The sequence below is a fragment of the Aquimarina macrocephali JAMB N27 genome, from assembly GCF_000520995.1.
Taxonomy (GTDB): domain Bacteria; phylum Bacteroidota; class Bacteroidia; order Flavobacteriales; family Flavobacteriaceae; genus Aquimarina; species Aquimarina macrocephali.
On record NZ_JACA01000012.1, the window covers coordinates 71,652 to 97,404 of the forward strand.

Annotated in this window: 25 protein-coding genes; 12 read left to right on the forward strand and 13 right to left on the reverse strand. The window is 32.4% G+C overall.

The window, feature by feature from the left end; all coding sequences use genetic code 11:
• Window positions 1–152: 152 nt before the first annotated feature.
• The 11 genes from Z054_RS0108595 to trhO form a co-directional block, all read right to left on the reverse strand.
• The gene (locus Z054_RS0108595; RefSeq protein WP_024769670.1) at window positions 153–1,562 is read right to left on the reverse strand and encodes a S41 family peptidase; all 1,410 of its coding nucleotides are present in this window, start codon (window positions 1,560–1,562) and stop codon (window positions 153–155) included.
• A 119-nt stretch (window positions 1,563–1,681) separates the two neighbouring features.
• Window positions 1,682–2,206 (reverse strand): hypothetical protein, encoded by a 525-nt coding sequence (locus tag Z054_RS0108600; protein ID WP_024769671.1) that lies wholly within the window; start codon window positions 2,204–2,206, stop codon window positions 1,682–1,684.
• A 101-nt stretch (window positions 2,207–2,307) separates the two neighbouring features.
• Window positions 2,308–3,399, reverse strand: a complete 1,092-nt coding sequence (locus Z054_RS0108605) for a helix-turn-helix domain-containing protein (protein WP_024769672.1) — start codon at window positions 3,397–3,399, stop codon at window positions 2,308–2,310.
• A gap of 727 nt (window positions 3,400–4,126) precedes the next feature.
• Window positions 4,127–4,783, reverse strand: a complete 657-nt coding sequence (locus Z054_RS0108615; protein WP_024769673.1) for a CoA transferase subunit B — start codon at window positions 4,781–4,783, stop codon at window positions 4,127–4,129.
• Between the two features lie 2 nt (window positions 4,784–4,785).
• Window positions 4,786–5,124: a hypothetical protein gene (locus Z054_RS0108620; protein WP_024769674.1), complete on the reverse strand. Its 339-nt coding sequence runs from the start codon at window positions 5,122–5,124 to the stop codon at window positions 4,786–4,788.
• A 5-nt stretch (window positions 5,125–5,129) separates the two neighbouring features.
• Window positions 5,130–5,771, reverse strand: a complete 642-nt coding sequence (locus tag Z054_RS0108625) for a peroxiredoxin (protein ID WP_024769675.1) — start codon at window positions 5,769–5,771, stop codon at window positions 5,130–5,132.
• Window positions 5,772–5,876: 105 nt separating this feature from the next.
• Entirely contained in the window at window positions 5,877–6,584 is a 708-nt protein-coding gene (locus Z054_RS0108630) for a CoA transferase subunit A (protein ID WP_024769676.1), read from the reverse strand.
• Between the two features lie 102 nt (window positions 6,585–6,686).
• Entirely contained in the window at window positions 6,687–9,017 is a 2,331-nt protein-coding gene (locus Z054_RS0108635) for a penicillin-binding protein 1A (RefSeq protein WP_024769677.1), read from the reverse strand.
• 140 nt (window positions 9,018–9,157) lie between these two features.
• Window positions 9,158–9,649, reverse strand: a complete 492-nt coding sequence (locus Z054_RS0108640; RefSeq protein ID WP_024769678.1) for a gliding motility lipoprotein GldH — start codon at window positions 9,647–9,649, stop codon at window positions 9,158–9,160.
• Window positions 9,636–10,904, reverse strand: a complete 1,269-nt coding sequence (locus Z054_RS0108645) for a PSP1 domain-containing protein (protein ID WP_024769679.1) — start codon at window positions 10,902–10,904, stop codon at window positions 9,636–9,638. Before Z054_RS0108645 ends, Z054_RS0108640 begins: the two co-directional genes overlap by 14 nt.
• Before the next feature lie 161 nt (window positions 10,905–11,065).
• The gene (gene trhO, locus Z054_RS0108650; RefSeq protein WP_024769680.1) at window positions 11,066–12,097 is read right to left on the reverse strand and encodes an oxygen-dependent tRNA uridine(34) hydroxylase TrhO; all 1,032 of its coding nucleotides are present in this window, start codon (window positions 12,095–12,097) and stop codon (window positions 11,066–11,068) included.
• Between the two features lie 280 nt (window positions 12,098–12,377).
• Here trhO and Z054_RS31640 point away from each other — a divergent pair, with 280 nt between their 5' ends.
• The 5 genes from Z054_RS31640 (at window position 12,378) to Z054_RS30030 (ending at window position 16,758) form a co-directional block, all read left to right on the forward strand.
• Complete coding sequence (locus Z054_RS31640) at window positions 12,378–12,542, forward strand: hypothetical protein (RefSeq protein WP_161635261.1); 165 nt, start codon at window positions 12,378–12,380, stop codon at window positions 12,540–12,542.
• 447 nt (window positions 12,543–12,989) lie between these two features.
• Window positions 12,990–13,997, forward strand: coding sequence for a recombinase RecA (gene recA / locus Z054_RS0108660; protein WP_024769681.1), 1,008 nt, complete (start codon window positions 12,990–12,992; stop codon window positions 13,995–13,997).
• A 127-nt stretch (window positions 13,998–14,124) separates the two neighbouring features.
• Window positions 14,125–14,541: a lipoprotein gene (locus Z054_RS0108665; protein ID WP_152538506.1), complete on the forward strand. Its 417-nt coding sequence runs from the start codon at window positions 14,125–14,127 to the stop codon at window positions 14,539–14,541.
• Window positions 14,542–14,593: 52 nt separating this feature from the next.
• Complete coding sequence (locus Z054_RS0108670) at window positions 14,594–15,145, forward strand: RNA polymerase sigma factor (protein WP_024769683.1); 552 nt, start codon at window positions 14,594–14,596, stop codon at window positions 15,143–15,145.
• Window positions 15,142–16,758 carry an outer membrane beta-barrel protein gene (locus tag Z054_RS30030; protein ID WP_024769684.1) on the forward strand — a complete coding sequence of 539 codons (1,617 nt, stop codon included), beginning with the start codon at window positions 15,142–15,144 and terminating at the stop codon, window positions 16,756–16,758. Before Z054_RS0108670 ends, Z054_RS30030 begins: the two co-directional genes overlap by 4 nt.
• A 91-nt stretch (window positions 16,759–16,849) precedes the next feature.
• Here the strand turns inward: Z054_RS30030 and Z054_RS0108680 are convergent, their stop codons facing one another.
• Window positions 16,850–17,593, reverse strand: a complete 744-nt coding sequence (locus tag Z054_RS0108680) for a lysophospholipid acyltransferase family protein (protein WP_024769685.1) — start codon at window positions 17,591–17,593, stop codon at window positions 16,850–16,852.
• Window positions 17,594–17,819: 226 nt separating this feature from the next.
• Between Z054_RS0108680 and trpS the strand changes: the two genes are divergently transcribed.
• Complete coding sequence (gene trpS / locus Z054_RS0108685) at window positions 17,820–18,788, forward strand: tryptophan--tRNA ligase (RefSeq protein ID WP_024769686.1); 969 nt, start codon at window positions 17,820–17,822, stop codon at window positions 18,786–18,788.
• A gap of 271 nt (window positions 18,789–19,059) precedes the next feature.
• On the opposite strand, the gene Z054_RS0108690 is transcribed toward trpS, so the two are convergent.
• Window positions 19,060–19,650 carry a hypothetical protein gene (locus tag Z054_RS0108690; protein ID WP_024769687.1) on the reverse strand — a complete coding sequence of 197 codons (591 nt, stop codon included), beginning with the start codon at window positions 19,648–19,650 and terminating at the stop codon, window positions 19,060–19,062.
• Between the two features lie 711 nt (window positions 19,651–20,361).
• Here Z054_RS0108690 and Z054_RS31645 point away from each other — a divergent pair.
• The 6 genes from Z054_RS31645 to Z054_RS0108715 all read left to right on the forward strand — a co-directional run bounded on the left by Z054_RS31645 (window position 20,362) and on the right by Z054_RS0108715 (window position 25,728).
• Window positions 20,362–20,514, forward strand: coding sequence for a hypothetical protein (locus Z054_RS31645; protein WP_159025479.1), 153 nt, complete (start codon window positions 20,362–20,364; stop codon window positions 20,512–20,514).
• A gap of 253 nt (window positions 20,515–20,767) precedes the next feature.
• The gene (locus Z054_RS0108700; protein ID WP_024769688.1) at window positions 20,768–21,562 is read left to right on the forward strand and encodes a helix-turn-helix domain-containing protein; all 795 of its coding nucleotides are present in this window, start codon (window positions 20,768–20,770) and stop codon (window positions 21,560–21,562) included.
• Window positions 21,563–21,679: 117 nt separating this feature from the next.
• Window positions 21,680–22,828 carry a serine hydrolase domain-containing protein gene (locus Z054_RS0108705; RefSeq protein WP_024769689.1) on the forward strand — a complete coding sequence of 383 codons (1,149 nt, stop codon included), beginning with the start codon at window positions 21,680–21,682 and terminating at the stop codon, window positions 22,826–22,828.
• 87 nt (window positions 22,829–22,915) lie between these two features.
• Window positions 22,916–24,022 (forward strand): DNA alkylation repair protein, encoded by a 1,107-nt coding sequence (locus tag Z054_RS0108710; protein ID WP_024769690.1) that lies wholly within the window; start codon window positions 22,916–22,918, stop codon window positions 24,020–24,022.
• Between the two features lie 195 nt (window positions 24,023–24,217).
• The gene (locus Z054_RS32685; protein WP_084050226.1) at window positions 24,218–24,376 is read left to right on the forward strand and encodes a helix-turn-helix domain-containing protein; all 159 of its coding nucleotides are present in this window, start codon (window positions 24,218–24,220) and stop codon (window positions 24,374–24,376) included.
• A 116-nt stretch (window positions 24,377–24,492) separates the two neighbouring features.
• Entirely contained in the window at window positions 24,493–25,728 is a 1,236-nt protein-coding gene (locus tag Z054_RS0108715) for a serine hydrolase domain-containing protein (protein ID WP_084050212.1), read from the forward strand.
• Window positions 25,729–25,753 lie beyond the last annotated feature (25 nt).

Consider the following 25,753-nt stretch of genomic DNA (forward strand, 5'->3'; position numbering starts at 1 on the left):
TCTTTTGTTGAGCAGACAGACTGTTGAAACAATGGAAGGATATGAAAACATTTTTTTCTCATAATTTTAGCTACGTTACATGGTATAGTACCACTCCAAGTAAACAAGTCCACCTTCTGAGATGGCCTTGTTTAACATGGCTTAGATACCGTCTAATTATTTAGTAATTCCAAAGCGCGTTCTATTCCGCTATCTTTTTCTACTTGAAAATCTAAAGAAGACAAAAATGGTACTCGATTTTCTTGATTTTCAGGACCAATTCCAACAACTTCATACACGACTCCTTGTGCATCACTATATATTTCATTAGATAATCCTACTTCTGCTCCATTAGGTAATATATGCGTAAGAATAGTAGAAAAAGCACCATTTGTGTTCTCTCCTACAATGGTTACATACGGTAAATCTTTCATACATAACGTAAAAAGTTCTGCTGCGCTTACAGTATATGGACTTGTAAGCAAAATAATATCCTCTGTAAATTGAAAATCTCCTGCTGGGGCTACAGAAAAGGATGTATTCTCTGTAAAACCGTCACCTAATCTTGCTTTTTTAAAATATGAAACTCGTTCTTGATTCATAAAACGGGATACCATATTTAAAGCTACCGTATCATATCCTCCATCGTTAAAACGTATGTCGATAATCAGTTTAGAAATCCCTGATACTGAAAGATCGTTCATCATCCTATTTAATACAGCGTTTAATGTTGACAACTCATCACTAAAATTTGTCCCATATCCTTCCATTGTTGCAATAAGAATGTACCCAATATCATCATTGATCAATCCCCATATGATATTCTCTCTTTCATCTATTTCAAAATCTCCTCCTAAATATTCTGTTACTATTGTTGTCGCTTTTTGATCGACAAGATCAAAATAATCATCTACATTCTCTATGATGAGATCTCCACTTAAGTTAGCATTCAGTTTTTCCAATAATGTTGGATCTCCTGATTCAATTTCAATACCATTCTCTTCATCGGATATACTTACATGTCCATCGTCTAATAAATAAGCTAACTCTTCTATAATATCATATAAATTATCAGTTGTAACTTGATCTCTTAAATTCTCGTACTGAGACCAGTTAATATTTCTTGTTTCAAAAAAAGCATAGTAATCATTAAAAATATTCCAGAAGTGGTCAAAATTTACCTTTGGATCTTCTGTAGCAGAAATCTGATCAGGTAGGCAATTCGGATTTTGATCTGGCAATCGAACAAATTTTATTTCAGAATCAGATAATTCTGAAGAGGCTATGAGTTCATTTTCACCAATTACATCAAAGTTAAATCCAAAGAAATCTTGAAGAACAAAATCATCGTTTTGAATTGAACATCCAGCAGCATTTACATTATAGAATACATCTTTATCGTCAGTAAATTCAAAAATCCAACCTTTGTCCGCTATTGACCAAAAGCCATTTATTGGATCTGCTGCTGGAGGAGTATCATCATCAGATTGACAGGCAGTAAAAATTAATAAAATCAAGATTAGAAAATACTTTTTAAAATGCTTTATTATTTCTGTTTTTATGTTGATATATGAATTCCTCATAGTTTTATTTTTGAAATTATTCTTACAGGTAAAAAAAATGTAAAGCTTAATTCTTTCATCAAAAAACCACTTGAGTGAAAGAAAACAGCATTCTATGTTATGAAAGGTTATGAAAGTCATTAAAAACGATATCCAATACTGAAGGTAGCATAAGGCACCAAGAAATTAACCTCTCTGTCATTCCCTTTCTCAAAACCAAGCCCTACACCAACTCCAGCTTCGTAATTAAAATGTTTGCCAATGTTTCTTCTAATTCCCCAAGTAGCAACAGTCAATAGATGGTATAGATTAGATTTTTCAGCTTCTTCAGTACTATGAAAATGATAACGAGCTCTGATTGACATGTAATTACCACTATTACCATCTATTCTTTTATTCTTATCAGCACGCTTTTTTAGATTGTAGTACCAACGAGGTTCTAATGCTAAAACAGGTCTAATGTTTGCTGTATTAAGACCTCCTAACCCAACTTCACTTCGTAAAGCAACTTGATTTGATAATTTTAATTCATTGTGAGCCCATATACCTAATAATCCAATTTGAATCCCAAAAACTGATTTTTCTACTGATATGTCTTTTTCATTTTGAGAAAACCCAAAATAAGAACTCATTACTAAAAGAGAGGCAAAAAATACTTTAGTCATTTTTATGTTTTTTGATTTACTTTGTTAAAAGTATGAGCATCAAAAAAATAAAAATGCAATTTTAGAATTGTAGAAGTCCTAATACGGGATAACTACATAAATTAGGACTGTTTTTGAAGTTTCCTGTGAGCACCAGGCGATATTCCTTCACTGGTTTTGAAAGTACTATAAAAAACACTTTTGGATTTAAAACCAGCTTCCATACCAATGGCCTCAACAGAATATTTATTAAATACTGGATTATGCAATAGATTTTTAGCTGCTTCAATTCGATATTCATTTACAAATTGAATCACACTTTTGTTAAGCTCCTGATTTATGATTTGCGATAAATATCTTTCGCTAGTTTCCAGTCGATTTGCCAGATCCAATCTGCTTAAAAGAGGGTTTTTATACAGTTCTTCTTCATCCATCACCTCGTATAATTGACTAATAATTTTGGAAACTGTAGTTTCGTTTATTTTCTTTTTTAACTGAGTTCCATTTGTCCTTTTTGAAGCTAAATATTCGTGTATTTCATCTTTTTGAACTACTAGCTGTAGTCTGAAAACTCCGTAATACAATACCCACCACAATAAAAAGGAAAGCAGTATCCATAGAAAACTTGTAGCATATTCTGAATTGAATACATAGAACTCTATAGTAGATAAAAGCCAGCATATAATAATGCATATCACAAAAAGGTTTAATCTTAATAGCCAACGCTTTTTATCTTCTGAAATAGTATGAGAACCTTTTATTAATTTCCTTCCCCAAAAGATTAAAAACACATTATAGACAAATGATGCATTATCCATAATATGAAATTGCAGATCAACAAATTCTGAATTATAGAAGTTAAAAATAGTATCTAAATAAAGAATAGTTTCTATAATCAAAGAGCTAATGAAGGGAAGATAAAGCCATTTATACCAACCTTCTTTAAGGTACTTATGCTGAATTTGAATTAGAAAATAGGTAAATAGAGTAACTCCAAATAGGTACTCCAATACAGGATTGTTTAAAAATTCTAAAACCGTATCTTCTATGTCAAACCACCCTAATAAGGTCAAACTTGTCAACAAGAATAGTGATAGAGATAGATAGTTATTGGCACGATTCTTATAAAAAGAAATAGTGACTAATGAGATACTTATAAAATATCCTATACTTCCACTGACAAGAATTGCAAAACCTAATAGTATAGTATTCAATCTTTGAAAAAATTAATTATGCTCAAATTATTATTAATGTTAGTTGGTCTAAAAACTCGTTTTTTATTTATAGGATAAATATAAGCTGATGTATTGGTTTTTTGATTTAGTTTTTTTAGACTAAAATTTATTAAATTTTCAAGCGCCATAATAATCTAATAGACACAACCAAGCATATTACAAATAAAAAAAACCTGTTAAGCTTAAACAGTCTAACAGGTTTCATTCATCGCGACTTGGGGAGGTTGCGATTAATTAACAACAAAAAATCACATCAACAAAAATACTTTTTTCGCCACATAAACACAGTTTGAAATCAATTCTATTGTAGGTTTGATCGATTTCTGTAGACGATTTATACGTTTTTTCATAATAGGGGAAACTTGTGTGGGTTAATAATTTTTTTTAATCCTTATAAAAAATAATATATATAGGGGACACTATTTTTTATCGGGACACTAATATGCAAAATATTTTCAACAATAACGTTTAAATACACAAAAAAATCGACGAAATACGCAAAATTTTAACATTTAAATGCATATTGTTGATTTTTAAAGGTTAAAGTAAAGGTTTAAGGGTATAGAGATACTGTTGAAAGTGTAGTATTTTTCTTTCAAAAACAAGATAATCAGATCCTGTCATTACTAAACGACTCTTTTGCTAATTTATTATTCGTAGAGGTTTAATTATTATTCGTTACCATATTCATAGAATTAGATTTAAATTAACCCAATATCATTTCAGGAATATCCCCTTCAATTATAAGATTTCCTTCAGTAGCATTCTTAATTTCTTCTACAGATACTCCAGGAGCTCTTTCTAAAAGTTTAAAGCCTTTATCTGTAACTTCCAGAAAAGCCAGATTTGTAACTATCTTTTTCACACAACCAACTCCTGTAAGCGGAAGCGAGCATTTTTTAAGTAATTTAGACGCTCCTGCCTTATTCGTATGCATCATCGCCACAATAATATTCTCTGCACTAGCTACAAGATCCATTGCTCCCCCCATTCCTTTTACCATTTTACCCGGGATTTTCCAGTTTGCTATATCTCCTTCTTCAGAAACTTCCATTGCTCCCAAAATTGTTAAATCAACGTGTTGCCCTCGAATCATACCAAAACTTAGTGCAGAGTCAAAAAATGATGCGCCCGGCATTGTAGTAATAGTTTGTTTCCCTGCATTTATAATATCAGCATCTTCTTCTCCTTCATAAGGAAAAGGCCCCATTCCTAAGACACCGTTTTCGCTTTGAAACTCTACTTCTATACCTTGAGGGATATAATTGGCAACCAATGTGGGTATACCAATTCCCAGATTAACAAAATATCCGTCCTGTAGTTCTTTAGCAATACGCTTTGCAATTCCGTTTTTATCTAACATAATTATTTTCTTCTAATCTTATATGAATTAAAATGATTGGTTGACTTACCTTCCTGAATCCATATTAATAATGGTATTGAGATCACAGCCAAAGCTATAAGACCATAAAAACTTAAAAGAATAACAGCAACTACCGCACTTATTATAAGAGCAAAAAGTATTTTTCTATTATCAACAACGGCATCTATTCTATTGATATGTTTTTTATCTTCTTTACTACAATAATTACATGTAACCTGTACTTCATCTCCAACTTTCATTTGTAATTCACCTCTGGTTGCTGTTACTGGTTTAAATTTATTTTGAATCTTACATTGAGAGCATGTAAACTCTAATTTCATACTTATTAATTTAAATTTGGTTGAGGCGTCATCCTTAAATAAGGTTTTATCTCTTTATGCCCTTTTGGAAATAACTCGGCTATTTCTTCATTGGACACAGAAGGTACAATAACACAATCTTCTCCAGGATTCCAATTTGCCGGTGTGGCTACTTTATGATATGCTGTTAACTGAAGCGAATCAATAACCCGCAATAACTCATCAAAATTTCTTCCTGTAGAAGCTGGATACGTTATTGTAAGTTTGATCTTTTTGTCTGGTGCGATCACAAAAACGGAACGTACTGTTAATTGGCTATCTGCATTAGGATGAATCATATCATATAATTCTGATACTTTTCTATCTTCATCGGCGATGATTGGAAAATTAACCGTTGTGTTTTGTGTTTCATTAATATCTTTAATCCACCCATGATGAGATTCTAAACCATCTACACTTAATGCAGCAACTTTTACATTGCGTTTACTAAACTCATTAGTGTATTTTGATACTGTACCTAATTCTGTAGTACAAACAGGAGTATAATCTGCTGGATGTGAAAACAGAATACCCCAGTCTTCTCCCAACCAATTATGAAAATCTATTTCTCCTTCTGTAGTTTGTGCAATGAAGTTTGGTGCTTCATCTCCTAATCGTAATGCAGCCATGATTTATGTGTGTTTTAGGTTTTAAACGAATATTATTATTTGAAGTGATATAAACTTTTTTCCATTGAATACAAAACGTTCATTATTTTGCTTCAATCAAAAAGTTTAAACCGATTCTTTTTTACGAACCGTACGTTGCTCGATTCTTTTTTCATAATCTTGTCCTTGAAAAATTCGTTGAACAAATATCCCAGGAATATGTATATGGTCTGGATTTAAGGTTCCTGCGGGAACTAATTCTTCTACCTCTGCTACTGTTATTTTTGCAGCACCACACATACAAGGGTTAAAGTTTCTTGCTGTTCCTTTAAATATCAAATTCCCAGCTTCATCACCTTTCCAGGCTTTTACAAATGCAAAGTCAGCTTCAAACGCATGTTCTAACACATACATTTTGCCATTAAATTCTCGAGTTTCTTTTCCTTCAGCTACTTCGGTACCGTAACCTGCCGGAGTATAAATTGCAGGAAAACCTCCCTGGGCAGCACGACATCTTTCTGCCAAAGTTCCCTGCGGGATAAGTTCTACATCCAACTCACCACTAAGCATTTGACGTTCGAATTCATCATTTTCTCCTACATAAGAAGAGACCATTTTTTTGATTTGCTTTTTTTGAAGTAGAAGCCCTAATCCAAAATCATCAACTCCTGCATTATTGGATATACAAGTAAGACCTTTGACATTAGACTTTACTAGCTCTGTTATAGTGTTTTCGGGAATACCACATAGGCCAAACCCTCCAAGCATGAAGGTCATATCATTTTTGATACCAACTAAAGCTTCGGTAACATTGGGTACCGTTTTACGAATCATAGTGTTCTAATTTTAGCAGACTAAAAGTACTAAAAAAAACAGTATCTCATCTTTTGAAATTAGATAGTTTTAAGAATATTTTAATCCTTAAACAATGCTCTTTTAAAGGCTGAACTCATCTATGTTTTCATCCTGGGTACTATTTCTCTTAAAGGCATTACAATCTACTTCGATAGTTAAATTTTCTGGCTTAGGAAAAGCTTTTGTAGAAATTTTTAATGTTTCATCTGCATAGCATTTTTTCATAAATAGTCCCCAAACGGGTAATGCCATTGTAGCTCCCTGCCCAAAGGTAGTCGTTCTAAAATGTGTAGCTCTATCATCTCCGCCAACCCAAACTCCTGTACAAAGGTTAGGAACAATACCCATAAACCAACCATCACTTTGATTTTGTGTTGTTCCTGTTTTACCAGCTATAGGGTTTGTAAACTTATATGGGTGGCCAGTAACTACATTTTTTATATCATATCTCGATGAAGGACCTGTACGTAAACGTACTCCAGAACCTGATTGCGTAACTCCCTCCATTAAATTAATAGTAACATAAGCAGCTTCTTTACTAATTACATCACGTGTTTCGGGAACAAATTGATATAGAACAGTTCCATTTTTATCTTCAATACTAGTAATAGTTACTGGTTTGGTATATATCCCCTGATTAGCAAATGTACTATAGGCTCCTACCATTTCTGATAATTTCAAATCTACCGATCCTAATGCTATAGAAGCTACTTCAAGAATATCTGACTCTACTCCCATTTTCTTTGCAAGGCGAACAATAGGCTCTGGCCCTATTCTATCCATTAAACGCGCAGAAATAGTATTCACAGATTTGGCTAATGCTTCTTTAAGACTCATATATCCGGTATAGTCTGCATCACTATTTTTTGGTGTCCAGTCATTGTCAATCACACCATGAGAACCTGCAGAAATTGTTATTTGAGATTTTGGTATGGTATCACAAGGTGAGAGTTTAAGTTGGTCGATTGCTGTAGCATATACAAAAGGTTTAAATGTAGATCCTACCTGGCGTGCTCCCTGATATACATGATCATACTGAAAATGCTTATAGTTTACCCCTCCAACCCAGGCTCTAACATGACCAGTTTGCGGCTCCATAGACATTAATCCCGAACGCAAAAACTTTTTATAATATAAGATAGAATCTTTAGGAGTCATTATTGTATCAATATCTCCTTTCCAGCTAAATATGCTCATCTCTGTCTTTTCATCAAAAGATTTTCTTATTTCTTTTTCACTTTTACCCTGACTAAGCATCTTTTTCCACCTGGCAGACGACTTAATACTTCGATTAAGTATTCTTTCCACTTCGGCTTCTTTTAAATCTCTAAATGGAGAGGTTTTATTATCTTTTTCTTGCTTATCAAATTCTTTCTGAAGGTTAGCCATATGCTCTTGTACTGCTTCTTCGGCATATCTTTGCATACGAGAATCTATGGTTACATTAATTCGTAACCCATCTCTATAGATATCAAAATATTCGGGTTCGCCTTCTGCATTTTCTCCTTTAGGGTTCTCTTTTACCCATTTTGACATCCAGCTTCTTACATATTCTCTAAAATAAGTTGCAGTTCCATCATTATGACCTTCTGGGGAGTAATCTAGTTTAAGTGGCAATTGTTTTAAACTATCTCTTTGTTTTTCTGTGATGTACTCGTATTTCTCCATCTGATTAAGAACCACATCCCTTCTGGTTTTTACCATTTCTGGTCTACGAAGTGGATTATATAATGATGAATTTTTTAACATTCCTACTAATACAGCTGCTTCTTCTACATTAAGATCTTTTGGGTTTTTTCCGAAGTAAATTCTTGATGCAGAACTTATCCCGATTGCCTGGTTAAGAAAGTCATATTTATTAAGATACATCGTTACGATTTCTTTCTTAGTATATTGTCTTTCTAAACGGGTTGCAATCACCCATTCTTGTATTTTCTGCAAATACCGCTCGATTTTATTTTTTGATCCCCCAGTAAACAATTGCTTTGCCAGCTGTTGTGATATCGTACTTGCTCCTCCTTTGGTTCCTAAAAAAACAAATGCTCTTAATGTTCCTCTGGCATCTATCCCCGAGTGATCATAATATCTCGCATCTTCTGTTGCCACCAAAGCATCGACCAAATGCTGTGGTAGATCTTCATAGCTTACAGGAGTACGATTTTCTTTAAAAAAGGTTCCTATCTGTACCCCATCTGAAGAGATAATCTGGGTTGCCAGATCATTTTGCGGGTTTTCTAGCTCTTCGAATTTCGGCATTTCTCCATAAACGCCCCAACTAGCCAGAAGAAATAGTAACGCTATTAAAAACACTCCCGATCCAAATAGTATCCAAAATGCTTTTATATATTTTATAGTATTACTCGCTGGAGTCTTTGCTCTTTTTTTTGTTGATTTGGGTTTTGCCTTTGCCATATCTCAGCTATTTAAATCTTTTTTTAAAGGTCAGAAGAATTTTTCCTTTTATCGACATCACCTTCTGGTCTTTCTCTAAAAACGTTTTAACAATATATTTTTTGTATCTATCGGTAGATAGATTCTATTTTTATACTTTATTAAGGGTTTTGAGTATTTTCTATCCTAAATCCAATATCTGTAATTCCATCTAATGAAGATATCCCATTTACTTCCCCATTCTTTCGCATGGCATGTTCTATAGTTATCGTGTAATTTCCTTTTTCTTTAAAACTTACATTTTCTTTATACCACAATTTATTTTCTTTAAGATCAGAAAAACCTGTTCCCAACCATTTTCCATCAGGGGCTGCAAGGCGATATTCTAATGTATCAGTAAGTACTTTACCATTTGGAAATTTCATTTCACTAATTAAAAACAAATTACTGTATTTGTATTCATTATTGTTACGAACATTTATAAATAAATTATAGGATTGTGTTGTATCGAGTTCTGGAAGCGTAAAACTCACTTCTTCATCTATTTCCCATGTATTATCTACTGTATGATATGTATCGAAAACCTGTTTATCATCACAGGAGATAACACCAATTACAATGCATATTACTAAAAAAAACCTAAGCTTTATCATTATTCCTATTACGAGACCTACGTTTTTTGTTACCCCGATTATTTGACTTATTTGTGTTATCAGAATTCCCTTCTTTTGATTTTTTTGAAACTGCCGTCTGCTTTTCTGAAGATCCTTTACTTTTATTTTTCCTTTTATTACGATTTCTTCTTTTACTACGTTTAGGCTGATCAAATCGCGTTAAGCTATCTTGTCCTACAACGTTCTCAAAATCTGTTTTAGTATCTTCTATTAATTCTAAAGCAAAATCTTCTAAGCTTGTTACTTTTTCATTGTTCTTGTTTGCTGTAATAATTTCATTAACATCTTCGGTAGATATTCTATGCCAATTCATCCATTCACCTTCATAGGCATACCACAACAATCCTTTAAAAATATCTATTTTTTGACATACAGCTGTTCCTTTTTCTGTTTGAAGCTTTATATCTGTCTTAGGGAAACTATTAAGTGCGTCGATATATGCATCTAATTCATAATTTAGACAACATTTTAGTTTTCCGCATTGACCAGCTAGCTTTTGCGGATTTAAAGATAATTGCTGATACCTAGCTGCGCTAGTATTTACCGACCTAAAATCGGTAAGCCAAGTAGAACAACATAGCTCCCGACCACAGGAGCCTATACCTCCTAATCGTGCAGCTTCTTGCCTAAAACCTACTTGTCGCATTTCAATACGTGTACTAAATTCGTGTGCAAATTCCTTTATCAACTGTCTAAAATCTACTCGTTCTTCTGCCGTGTAATAAAAAGTAGCTTTTGATCCATCTCCTTGAAACTCGATATCAGAAATTTTCATTTGTAGCTCTAATCTAATTGCAATTTCACGAGCACGAACCTTCATCTTTTCTTCTCTATCACGAGCTTTCTGCCAGATATCGATATCTTTTTGAGATGCTTTTCGGTAGACTTTTTTTATTTCTTCACTATCAAGTTCAACTTTCTTTTTTTTCATCTGGATGCGAACTAACTCTCCGGTAAGAGTAACAATTCCTACATCATGACCAGGAGAAGACTCTGTCGCTACAATATCTCCAATGCTTAAAGAAAGATTTTCTGTATTTTTAAAGAAGTTTTTTCTGCCATTCTTAAATCGTATTTCAACATAAGAAAAAGGTAGTGATCCGCTAGGAAGTGACATGTTGGATAACCAATCGAAAACCGTTAATTTATTGCAACCATCTGTACCACAGGTACCATTATTCTTACAACCTTTCGGCTGCCCGTCTTTTGCGGAGGAACAACTGTTACACCCCATATTTTTTATCTATATTGAAATTTGTCTGCGATCATAATCGCAACAAATATGGTTCTTACTAAAGTTAGAAATATATCATTTCTAACATATCAATCGTTAAAGATACTATGAAATGGGGATAAAAAAAACTATCTGCTACAGTATCTTTACCTTTTCGGGCTTTACTTCTTGTATTTTAATGCTTCCGAACGACCTTTTTTAAAGATTTTATTACTATTTCCTTTACCTTTTCGTAATGCCTTTTGTTCTTCAAATGATAGCTTATTAACCTCCATACATTCTGTTGAACAACAGTTTTCCAGTTCTGTTGCGCAATTCTCACATTGTATAAACAATAGATGGCACGCTTCATTTTCGCAATTTACATGGGTATCACATGGGGTACCGCATTGATGACAATTAGCTATTATATCACCAGAAATACGCTCTGCTCTTCTATGATCAAAAACAAAATTTTTACCCAGGAATTTATTTTCTAAACCTTGAGCTTCTACTTGTCTTGCATATTCTATAATACCACCTTCTAATTGAAATACATTTTTAAATCCTTTATGCTTATAATATGCACTAGCTTTCTCACAACGTATACCCCCGGTACAATACATTACTAGTTTTTTATCCTCTTTATGATCTTTAAGATCTTCTTCGATAATATCCAAAGAGTCTCTAAAAGTATCTACATCTGGTGTAACAGCTCCTTTAAAATGACCTATTTCACTTTCATAATGATTACGCATATCAACCAGTACAGTATCTGGATCTTCGATAAGTTCATTAAATACAGAAGCATCAACATGAACTCCTTTGTTGGTTACATCAAATGTGTTATCATTTAATCCGTCTGCCACAATTTTTTTACGAATTTTTACTTTTAGCTTTAAAAAAGATTTTGCGTCTTGCTCTCGTGCAATATTGAGACGTACATTTTCAAGAAAAGAAATACTATCCAGGTGTTTTTTAAAAGCTTCAAAATTTGGTGCCGGAACAGATAATTGCCCGTTTATACCTTCTTTGGCTACATAAATACGCCCCAAAACCTCGAGTTCGTTCCAATGAATAAAAAGGTGATTTCTAAAAATTTGTGGATTACCAATATGTGCATATGCATAGAAAGATAGCGTAAGTCGGTCGGTCCCGGCCTCATCGATAAGAGCTGCTCTCTCTTTTGCACTTAATTTGTTGTACAGTTGCATGCTATACTTACGTTTTAAGTTAAAAAGAAACTATTTATTTTTTTGCAAAAATACAAATCATAAAGTAATATCCAAAGAATGTTATTTGAGTTTTAGTATGGTCAAAAATTTCGTTATCATCTCTAATCCTATTTTTTTGTTAAAAAAATCTCAGTCCTGAAAAATGAAACTCGCAACCTATACTTTTATCTGAAGTAATTCATCTTTTCGCGAAAGATAGACACAAACCTTGAGTGTCATTAAATGTTCAAGGAACATAAATTCTTTAAAAGAAATTATAATGAAAAGCTTAAAAAATCTAATGGGCGCAAAAGTGCTTGACAAAAGACAACAACAAATCATTAATGGTGGATATATTACCGGAAGCGGTAATTGTGATGATTATTCTGCAATTCCATTATGCAAACCTAGAGACACAGATAATTCAGATAATGCAAATCAATAAATTCTAATTTCTGAATATAAAAAATGCCTTGAAACTTATTTCAAGGCATTTTTTGGGCTAATTCGTTATTAAATAATTTAACGATTAAAAAATATAATAACGAAGCTAGCCACCTTCTACTATACAATTACTAATTTTAGTAATTGTGCAGCCATCAAGATTATGTCTTACGACCTTTTTAAGAAATTTCATTTCTCTCCTTCCTTCTGCCTTTGTTCATGTTTGCTTTTTATGTAGATGCTATAAAAACAAAAGGGTTGCGCTATACTTATAAAAAAATATTTAATCGACATCTAGCACCAACTTAAAAACTCTAAATCTTAAGATAAAATATAGGCATCCGTTGTTAATAACGATTTTAGAATCCACATCTCAACTACAAAAAGAAATAGTACTTTAGCAAAAAGTTTATTATCAATGTCAAATCCCGATATATTTGAACAACAAATGAGTACAGAGAAAGACGCAAAATTAAAAGCATTAAAACTTACCCTTGATAAATTAGATAAAGCCTACGGAAAAGGAACTGTAATGAAAATGAGTGACAGTTCTGTACAAGAAGTAGATGTAATCTCTACAGGCTCTCTTGGTTTAGACCTTGCATTAGGTGTTGGTGGGTATCCCAGAGGAAGAGTTGTTGAAATTTATGGCCCAGAATCTTCTGGTAAAACAACACTTACTTTGCATGCTATCGCCCAGGCACAAAAAGCCGGTGGTATTGCAGCATTTATTGACGCAGAACATGCTTTTGATCGTTTTTATGCAGAAAAACTAGGTGTAGATATAGACAATTTGATTATTTCTCAACCAGATCACGGTGAGCAGGCCTTAGAAATTACTGATAACCTGATCAGATCTGGGGCTATTGATATTATTGTTATTGATTCTGTGGCAGCACTTACTCCTAAAAGTGAAATCGAAGGCGAAATGGGAGATTCTAAAATGGGTCTTCATGCGCGATTAATGTCTCAGGCACTTCGAAAATTAACCAGTTCAATTAGTAAAACCAATTGTACTGTAATATTTATTAATCAGCTTCGTGAAAAAATCGGGGTAATGTTTGGAAATCCTGAAACGACTACTGGTGGTAATGCTTTAAAATTTTATGCTTCGGTACGTTTAGATATTCGTCGTTCTACACAAATCAAAAACAGTAATAGCGAAGTACAAGGGAACAAAACACGAGTTAAAGTAGTAAAAAACAAGGTAGCACCGCCTTTTAGAACTGCCGAATTTGATATCATGTATGGAGAAGGTATTTCTAAAAATGGAGAAATTATTGATATTGGTGTAGACTACGAGATTATCAAGAAAAGTGGTTCCTGGTTTAGCTATCAAGACACCAAATTAGGACAAGGACGAGATGCAGTGAAATCTTTACTTAATGATAATCCAGAACTTATGGAAGAGCTTGAACAAAAAATCAAGGAAGCCATAAAAATTGCAAAAGAATAAAACTTTCTTAATAAAAATACTAAAATCCCGAAGCTTCGGGATTTTTTTATACCTTAAAAGCAACCTTATCTACATTAGAGCATCTACCTAATGGATGAGTTATATGATCTCTCAAAACCCCAAGAAAATGAGAAGGATAAAAATAGTTTTAACATTTTTACTAGTAGTTATCTTAACTGGATGTTCTGATGACGACGATGGAACAAGTTTCTTTTATGAATTAGCTACTGTACAGGAAGCTTCGCTACCCGATCAGTTTAATCGAGAAGAAACCTATACAATTACTGTGTCTTATTTTAGGCCAACAGACTGTCACTCTTTTGCAGGATTTGATTATGACAGACTAGGAAATGAACGAACTGTATCTGTTGTCAATTTGGTAGTTAACCAAGGTAATTGTAAAGACTTAGAAACGACAGATCTAGTCGAGGTCTCTTTTGATTTTCTTGTAGGAAATGAAGATTCTTACATCTTTAGATTTTGGCAAGGAAGAGACGAAAATGGAGATAATCAATTTTTAACCGTAGAAGTACCCGTATTATAAATTAAACCCGTTTTTATATATTAGAAAATGGGTAAACTAAAAATAGTTGTTAGTGGGTTTAGACCAACTCATAAAAAGATGTAAGAAAAAAAATGCTCAGGCACAGGAACAATTGTATAGACTATACAGTAGTAAGCTATTTTCGATTTGCTTAAAATATTCTAACGATGCTTCGAGTGCAGAAGATACCTTGCAAGATGCTTTTATAACCATTTTTGATAAAATCGGTCAATATAAAAACCAAGGTTCTTTTGAAGGGTGGATAAAACGAGTAACTATTAATACAGCATTACAGAAATATCGAAAACAAAAAGTTTTTGATATCATTAATGAAGAACAGATTGAAGAAGTTGAAGTTGAAGTCGATGAAGAAGAGATTTCTCTAGATTATCTTTTAGAAATTATACAACAACTCCCTGATCGATATCGATTAGTATTTAATCTTTATGTGTTAGACGGTTATTCTCATAAAGAGGTTGCAGAGATGCTACAGATATCTATAGGAACCTCTAAATCGAATCTTGCGAGAGCAAGAAATATTTTAAAAGAAAAATTACAAACCAACCAAGAACTATATGTTCGACCAATTGAAGAACGAAGATGAATGATAAAAAAAATATAGATCGTTTATTTCAGGAAAAATTCAAAGATTTTGAAGTCATTCCCGATGAAATAGTATGGGAAAAAATAAAGGCACGTCAAAACAAAAACAAAAAAAGAATTTTTCTGATTCCATTTTGGTATAGAGTTGCAGGTGTTGCAGCATTAATCGCACTTATATTTGGTATAAGCTCTTTACCTTTAAATAATGAGCTACAACAAAATAATACGATCACTGATTCTGATACTCAAAATACAATTGAACAAACCAAAACAACACCTGATAATCAGGTTAAGCCTCCTACAGAAAATGTTATAGTAACTTCAGAAGAAAAAGAAACCAATTCTGTTGACAAAAAAATAAAAACCAATAATCAAGATCAAGACAATGATGCTGGTCAACATAATTATTTTGAACCCTCTGTAACAAAAGAAAATGCGATTGCTAAAACTTTGGAACAAGTACCTTCGCAATCCAAAAATAGTGATCAATTAGATCCTACCTCGCAGTCTGCAACTAAAAATCGAATCGCAGATCATGCCACAACAAATAATAACAGAACAGCACAAACCTCTTCTAAACAAAAAGAAGACCCTATTGTTACTAAGGAGAATACAATTGAGAAAACCACTATTGCTAATCAACAGAATAAAAGATCTACTCCAGAAAAAGAACATCCTCTTTTTAAAACACCCAATGAGAGAAGTAATACGAATACTCAAGGTTTAGCAGAAAAGAATAGTGATAATGATATAAAGAATAAAACTCCAGAAGAAGAAGAAGAAGAAGAACAAGTTGAAAGCCTAGATGATAATGGTAAGAAATCCATTTTTGACGTTATTAATCAAGAAGAGGAAGAAGAAATAGTTGAAGAATCCACATCGACCAAAAAATGGAATGTTGCACCTAATGTCGCTCCCGTATATTATAGTTCTATCGGAAGCGGATCTTCGATCGATGCCCAATTTTCAGATAATAACAAAAACGGGCAAGTAAATATGAGTTATGGTGTACATGTTTCTTATGCTATAAATAAAAGATTTAGTGTGCGTTCTGGAGTAAACAAGGTAGATCTTAGTTATAATACCGAAGGTGTTGGTTTTTCTCCTTCGGCAGTAGGTCAAAACCTGGAAAATGTAAACTATAACTCTTCCGCTGGAGCAATTTTAATCTCTGACATCGGAAACGTAAGAAGCACCGATATTGGGTCTGAATTTTCAGATATTAACAGAAATGCGATAGATCAAAAACAAAATGTAGGGTTACTTAATCAAAGTATTGCCTATTTAGAGGTTCCGTTGGAAATGAAATATGCCTTGGTTAATAAAAAAATTGGCGTAAATATGATTGGAGGTATAAGCACATTATTCTTACAAGATAATGAAATCTCTATAGAGGCTGGTGATTTTGAAACTCCTATTGGTGAAGCCAGTAATCTTAATGATGTGAGTTTTAGTGGTAATATAGGGTTGGGTGTCGATTATAAAATATCGGATCAATTTGAGATTAATCTTGAGCCTATTTTTAAATATCAGTTTAATGCATTTAATGATAATGCCAATAATTTTAAACCCTACTATTTTGGGGTATATACTGGAGTAAGTATCAAATTTTAAGAAATATAAAGATTTTTTAGTTGGTTAGGTAGTTATTGCAATTTAAAGCAATGATGAACAAAGCCGTTTCTGGGGAGAAACGGCTTTATTTTTATAAGGTAAGACCAGATTCTAATGTCTTTAAAATCAAAACTCTCGTTCGTTCTTTCAACTCTTTTTTATCCTCATGCGTTAACCCTTCTGTAGGGATTTCTTTAAGAACGCGACCCCTCATAATTCCTGGGCTTCCGCTAAAAAAAGTATACGAAAATCGTTTTTTATTATCTAGAAATGCTAATGATACTATAGGGATTTGGTGATCTATCGCCAATCTGAAAGCTCCGTCTTTAAATTCATCCAAAATAACAGATTCATCATCGGGGACACCTCCTTCAGGAAAAATACAAATACTTGTACCGCCATGTAATCTTGCTTGTGCACGATCAAATACTTCTTTTCTGCTTCGCTGGCTATTACGATCTACCAATATACAAGTACGTTTATAGAAAAATCCAAAAACCGGGATTTTAGCCAGCTCCTTTTTCCCTACAAATACAAAAGGATTTTTTATAGCATATAGCATTAGCATGATATCGGTCATCGAGGTATGATTAGCAACAAACATGTAACTTTTTTTACGATCTGGTTCTGCTTCTTTGGTAATCTTTGGTAAAAAACCTGATCCATACAATACGATTTTTGCCCAAAACCTAGCAACCACAAAAAACTGCGGGTACCATTCTTCTCTTGACGAAAACACCAATAATAAAGGAAACATAACAAGTATAGGAATACCCATAACGATATAAAACCAAATACGCCATAGTAGGATAAGTATGTTTCTTAGTATATGCATCTCCCCAAAAATACACAATTGGTTTGAGCTATGTGAACAAAAAAATTACCTTTGCCGAAAATAGTATGGTTATATACCTAAAGTATAAAGTAAACAGAAGGCAACTTATGATATTATAATCTGCAAACTGTGTACAGAGAATTAAATACAGAGCTAATTTTTATAAATTAAACGGTACCTAACCAAAACTTAAGGCTTAAACCATAACACAGATCAATATATCACTATGTCCAGAATTCTAACAGGAATACAGAGTACAGGCACTCCGCATTTAGGAAACCTATTAGGTGCTATCATTCCGGCAATCCAAATGGCCAATGAGCCAGAAAACGAATCGTTTTTATTTATTGCCAATATGCATTCACTTACACAAATCAAGGATGCCAATACATTACGAGAGAACACCTACTCTACTGCTGCTGCCTGGTTAGCTTGTGGACTAGATATAGAAAAGACTGTTTTTTATCGACAGAGTGATATCCCACAGGTAACAGAATTATCTTGGTATCTAAGTTGTTTTTTTCCATATCAGAGATTAACGCTTGCACATTCGTTTAAGGATAAAGCAGATCGTCTCGAGGATGTAAATGCTGGATTATTTACATATCCTATGCTAATGGCGGCTGATATTCTGCTTTATGATGCAGAAATTATTCCTGTAGGAAAAGATCAATTACAACATCTTGAAATGACTCGTGATGTAGCTTCACGAATGCACAATCAAGTAGGTGAAATGTTTGTAATACCCGAAGCCCAGGTGCAAAAAGAAACCATGTATGTACCAGGAACTGATGGTGGCAAGATGAGTAAATCAAAAGGAAATATCATTAATCTGTTTTTGCCAGATAAGAAACTACGTAAACAGATTATGTCTATTGCGACTGATAGCACTCCGCTAGAAGAACCAAAAGATCCAGATACTTGTAATTTATTTGCCTTATATAAGCTTATCGCTACTACAGAACAACAAGAGGAAATGCGTAAGAATTATCAAGGTGGAAACTATGGATATGGACATGCAAAGCAGGCTTTTTATGAATTACTGATCGAAAAATTTGCTACCGAACGCGAACGTTATGCCTATTATATGGCCAACCTTAATGAAGTAGACGAGGCCTTGGCTATAGGAGCCAAAAAAGCTACTTCTATTGCCGATACTGTATTAGCAAGAGTTAGAGAAAACGTTGGGTATTAGATGTAAGTTGATTATAGTTTATAATTCGTTACAAAGTATAGAAGAAGCAATGTTATAAAGCCTTTTAGCTAACAAAAATCAATTTGCCAACCAGATCTATCAAAGAAGCGTTGGGAGTACTAACTTCGATAAACCTGACTTGACAATCACATAATGGGGATTTTGTAATGGGTTAAAATAAGTTCATCATTTTACCTTTAGGATTACATTATATGTTTTGTTTCTTTTATTAAAAATAACAGGGTATTTTCCTGGCTTGATAACATTGCCCTTAAGTCCTAGTTTTTTTTAAATATACTTTGTCTAAAATCACTGTGTTTTTAAGATGAAACATACTGGGTTCTGCTTCTAGAGTTTTAGAATCTCTATACATCATGTTATTAGGCTTATAAAACTGTAGTCCTAAAATATTTTTGTTCATAGCAAATGGTATTGCTTTTGTATCTGATTTGATCGTCAATTTCAATACATCTTTAATAGAATTAAATACTCTCGGATCTACATTATCATATACACTCCATGGATCATTGTACACCCAGTCACATCTAATTATTTTACAAAGATTTAAATAAACAGGCTCTGGCGTAATCGGGTTAAAGACATTTGGCAAACACTGTATCTGTGCACATACCCCAATTACAGACCCACTTGGATCACATCTACATGTCATATCTCTATCATCGCAAATTTGTTTATCAAGTGTTAAGCTATATATACAAAGCCCTCTTTGGGAGGCTCCGGCTTTTTTAGAGGTGTTTTCTTTTACATCTTCTGCGGTTTGTTCTTCTATACTGTTTTCTTGCTCACAGGCACATAGGGTGATAAGCAATACAGCAACAATATTTAATACTACTTTTTTCATGATCAATACGGTTTTAATAAGAGTTATTACTTTGTTTGGCCCAACATTTTAAGATCAATTGATTGAATATAGTAAAGTTATAAAGCAATATATTTTGATAATATCATAGATGTAACGAATCCTAAAAAATATGTAACATCGAAATAAAGGGGGATTTACCCCCTATTTTTAAAGGGGTTAAAACTAGTTTTAATCATTATTTTGAATGAATGATGGTCAAAATACATAACTCATATAAAAAAAATTAATACATCTCATACGGGTTCCCGTAAGAAATGTAAGAATTTTCGTCGTAATTTAAGATCAGGGAAAATTCTTAAGGACATGTTTAAAAATCATGTGAATCGAAAATTACTAGTTTTCAGAAAGTACACTTTTTAAACAGTTTCTTAATTGCGGGATCAATACCTATACCTAGAATAAAGTATACATATAGGTTAGGTTTTTTAACAATTTTTAGTGCTACAAACATGAGATATATCTATTCGTATATCCTATAAGCTAGTATTTGAATTTATCATCTTTAGCCATCTTCAAAAATGACTAATCTCCTGTTAGCAAAAAACAGCAGGTATCTTTATTTAGTTAATCATTTGATCTTAAAATGTTGACCCAAACAAAGCAATTCTATTGCAATATTAAAAACCTTAAAACCTGATAGTAACCCAAAAGAAGAGAAAACATGAAAATATAAATTAAAAATCAATAGTCATGACAGAGAAAAAATTATACGAACGGTTAATGCGTTACAAAAGCAAATATGGTGTAACCCAGGAAATGTTACAGCATTACAAATGGGCTGTAGAACTACTTAAGCAAAGGCAACTTACAGTGAATGGTAATAACCAGAAAGAAGGGGTTTAAATCAAAGTTGTTTAAACAAAATCATAAGTAGTAACAGAGTTAGTCCTGCTATAAAAAGTACTAGTATATAATATGAAACGGATTTTTCATTAGACTTGTTTGAGACCTGAAAGTAAATAATTATTTTCTAGAAACATCTCTGTATATTATACTATGCCGAAACATGCATCAAACAAAAATGGGTGTTTTGGTTTTTTTAGCTACAAAGTAATTCGATATATTAGTCAATCCAAATAAAGAAAATTACACTATTATGATTCTGAAAAGAGGTCATTCTTTGGCGCCGATTTATCAAACATATGATTTTAATGATTTTTTGATCGGCACCAGTAATTATCAAAACCCAATTGAAACCGGTGTTTGGCATTCTCATGAAAAACCAGTTATCAGTCTAGTACTTTATGGAACAAATACAGAATACCGTAAAGGCAAGGAAGTAGAAAGAGTTGGTGGATCTATAAATTACTATAATTCATATGAATTACATAGAAATGTCTACACTACCTTTCCTTCTAAACATATCAATTTGGAAATAGATGATACTTTTTTAAAAAAATATGACTTTACAGAAGGATCACTTGAGCTAGCTGTGGCAAAAAATTATAATGCTCGTTTCACTTTCATAAAATTAATGAATGAAGCAGAAATTAATGATTTGCAATCTTATAACGCTATAGAGATGTTATTTGTCGCTTTTATAGAAAACTCTCTTAACTTTAAGGATGAAATATTATTTCCAAAATGGATGTTATCTGTTAGGGATCTTTTAAATGATAGATGGGATGAGAATATTTCTTTAAAAGAAATTGCCGACAAGGTTAATGTACACCCTACTACAATTTCTAAAAATTTTAGAACTTACTTTCAATGCACATTAGGCGAATATTCTCGTAAATTAAAAATAGATCGATCACTTGATCTGTTAAAATCTAAACAATACTCACTTACCGAAATAGCATACATATGTGGTTTTTCTGACCAAAGTCATTTTACTCGGGTTTTTAAATCTATTTCTGGCTATCTACCAAAAGAATATTCCAAAGTTTAGCTTAAAGCAAATTCTGTTCTATTTTTTAAAATAACCCTTCCTTTTATTTGTATGATCATTTCTTAATTAATGCTATAGAAATACTATAGTGTGAAACAATGTATAATTAAATACATCATGGCAATAAAAGGTTCATCAATCATCATTAGTTTATTTGGGTTAATTTTTTTTTCGAGTTATTCGCAATCTAAAACAGATTCATCTATTTATAAATACCCTTTACTAATTGACAAAATTGATTCTTATGTAAAGGAACAGAAAAGCAAAGGATTTAAAGGAACGGTGTTAGTTGCCAAGAATAATGAAATTATCTTAAACAAAGCTATAGGTGATTCAAATCTAACAACTAATTCTGCTTTTTATATTGCTTCGGTAACCAAACAGTTTACAGCAACAGCTATTCTTAAACTTCAGGAACAAAGTAAACTATCAATTAATGATCCAATAGCCAAATTTATTAACGAAGTTCCTTTAGATAAAAAAGAAATCACCATTCATCATCTTCTCACTCATACTTCTGGTCTCGCAAACAATTATGTTACAGATGGTATTAAAAACAGAGAAGAGGCAATCAATGCGATTTTATCCTCTCGTTTAGAATATAACATCGGTGAAAAATATGGCTATTCGGCAGAAGGGTATAATCTTTTAGCTATTATAATTGAACTGGTTTCTGGCGAGACTTATGAAAACTACATATCACAAAACTTACTAGCTCCATCAAATCTAAATCATACTGGTTTTTGGGGGTATGAAGGTAGTAATCTCACGAATATAGCCTCATTTAATAATCCTAAAACAGTAAAATCATTATCCCGAAAAGTTTATCGTAAAGGTGTTAGTATCGCAAACTACGGCTACAAAGGAGGGACTGGAATTTTTAGCACATCTCAAGATCTATATAAATGGATAAATACCATTAGATATAGTGATTTTCTGAATCCAAAAAGTATACAACAACTATTTAAACCTCATAAAAATCTGAAAGGTGATATTACCAATGGTGTTTCCTATGCCTATGGATGGCGAGTTGAATATAAAAATGGTGAGTTAACACAAATAAGACATGGGGGTTTAGAAGATGGTTTACATGATGTTTATATTCGTAGCTATACTAATGGTGAGATTATTATCGTTTTTTCAAATTCCGGAGTGTATGAAGGGAAAGGGAAATTTAATGGCAAAGAATGTTGGAGTATTGTTTTGAGTACTGGTTTACAAGATATTCTTGAAAATAACAAAGCAAAAACTACTATCAAAAAATAAAAAATCTATTAAAAAGCATATCAACAGCTGACATACAGTTGTCACTACCCTATTTTATTTTTGTTTCGAATTAACCCACTATTTATAATGGCAGAATTATTGAAACATATTTACACTCATGAGTTTTTTGAAGAATTTACAGTGGCTCTTCAAAAAATTGTTCCGGATTTTGATACCTCATCTTTTTTTAAACAAATTTTTGATTCCGAATGGAAAAACAGAGAATTGAAGCAGCGTATGCGTCATATTACTATCGTATTGCAACACCATTTATCTCTCGATTATATCAAAAACATAGATGTTTTATTAAAAGCTATTATACAGCTTCAAAAGGAAGGCGTTAATGAAAATAGTTTAGAGTATATGTTTCTTCCGGATTTTGTAGAACACTATGGGATGGATCATTATGATGCTTCTATACTAGCAATCGAAAAAATTACCCAATTCACAAGTTGTGAATTTGCTATACGGCCTCTTCTGATAAAGTATCCTAAAAAAGGAATACAACAAATGAAGAAATGGTCACAGCATAAACACTCTATGGTAAGAAGGTTATCATCTGAAGGTTGTAGGCCACGTTTACCCTGGGCTATGGCGCTTCCATTCTTAAAAATCGATCCAACAGCTATCCTTCCTATTCTCGAAAATCTAAAAAATGATGAATCAGAATCTGTACGAAGAAGTGTGGCTAATAATCTAAATGATATTGCAAAGGACAATCCCGATATTGTTATTCACCTTGCAAAAGAATGGTACAAAAAATCAAAAGAAACTGATTGGTTAGTGAAACATGGGTGTAGAACCCTTTTGAAACAGGGAAATGCAGAAATCATGAACTTATTTGGTTTTGGTGATATCCAACATATCAAAATTGACAAACTACAGATCCTTACACCAAAAATTAAGATTGGAGGTAGGTTAGAATTTACTTTTCAACTTAATAACACCGGCAATTCTGCATCTAAGCTACGATTAGAATACGGGCTTTATTATCAGAAAGCTAATGGAAGCTTATCTAAAAAAGTTTTTAAAATAAGTGAAAAAATATATCCAAAGAAATCAATAACTGTTATTAATAGAAAGCAGTCTTTTAAAATAATTACGACCAGAAAATTTCATACAGGATTACATCAATTATCCATCATTATTAATGGAAATGAGTTTGAAAAATACAATTTTGAACTTACTCTGTAAAGATTAAAAAATGCACAAAGGTTATTTATCTAAAATGGCTTAAATATTATTTAAAAACAAAACCTTGATCTCAATCCAGATCTCTCCTTAGAAAAAGTAGATAAACTTTTAGGGTTGAATATTCATAAGGCTTCTGCATTAATTAATCAGTAGAGTCAAAAAAATTAATGATTTTATTAATCATTACAGAGTTAAATATATAAAACGACTTTTTTAGACAAAAGAACGGTAAACTCACTATTTCTAATAGCTTATGAAACTGGTTTCAATAGTCTTTCTTCTTTTAATTATGCTTTTAAAAAACTTGAGGGAATTACACCATCTACTTTTCGAAATCAAAACTCTTCAAACTGATGGAATTATAATACTGTCAGACAACTTTATCATTTAAAGAGGCTTTTAATACTATTCATAGTTAATTAGCATCATAGTTTCTATAAAAATCAGAAAAAATAAACTATTAAGATTAAATGATGAAAAAAATACTACTTTCCCTGTTGCTTATAAGCATCTCTCCAACATTTTTATTAGGACAAAATGCTACTTTTGATACCAATAGATTAAAACGAATAGAAGAGTGGATTAGCTCTGATGTAATTAACAAAAAAATGCAAGGAGCAATTGTAATGATTGCTGATAAAAATAATATCATCTATTCTTTTGCTAATGGAAAATCAAACATTGAGAGCAATAGATCACTTAAAATCGATGATTTCTTTAAAATTGCATCGATGACAAAAGTCATTACTACTGTTGCCATACTGCAACTGTATGAAAAAGGAGTATTTGACCTGGATGATCCAATATCAAATTATCTTCCAGAATTAAATAATACTAAGGTGCTAAATCCTAATCCAGAGAAATTAGAGTATATCGATGCAAAAAAACCTGTTACAATTCGGCTATTACTAAATCATACTTCTGGTTATGCTTATGGAGGTAAAAGGATTTCTAAAATTTATAAAGAAAATCAAATCGATTTCTCTAATCCAAAAGAATCAAATCTAGAAGAGTTTATCAAAAAAATGAGTTCAATCCCATTAGTAAGTCAACCAGGAGAACAATTTACTTATGGTCCATCTACCGATATTCTAGGATATCTAATTGAAAAAGTAAGCAACACAACTCTCGAAACCTATTTTGAGGAGCACATATTTAATCCTCTTGAGATGAAAAATACAGGGTTTAATATTTATCAAAAAAATAGTGATAAATTAGTAGATACCTATATTATAAAGGATAATATATTAATACTTTCAAAAAACACTACCTCTTTTGACAAAGGCAAAAAAAACAGAGTTTATATGGGAGGTAGCGGCCTTGTTTCTACTACTAGTGACTACTTAAAATTTACACAAATGCTATTAAATAATGGTGTATATAAAGGTAAAAAAGTTTTATCTAGAAAATCAGTTGAACTTATGCAGACAGATCAATTAAAAGGCGTTCTTTACCCTAAGGGTTTTAATCCTATTTTGGGAAAGAATAACACTTTTGGTCTTGGTGTAAATATAATAACGGAATCAGGAAGTAGTAATGAATTTTATTCTGAAGGATCTTATTTTTGGGAAGGAGCGTACAGTACATCTTTTATAATAGATCCAAAAGAACATTTCACAGCCGTATTTATGACTCAAATGTCTGGTCGAGAAACTTTAAGAATTAGAAAAAACTTCAGAAAGTTAATTTATCAGGCACTTGATTAGTAAAAAATATTATACCTATTTTTTT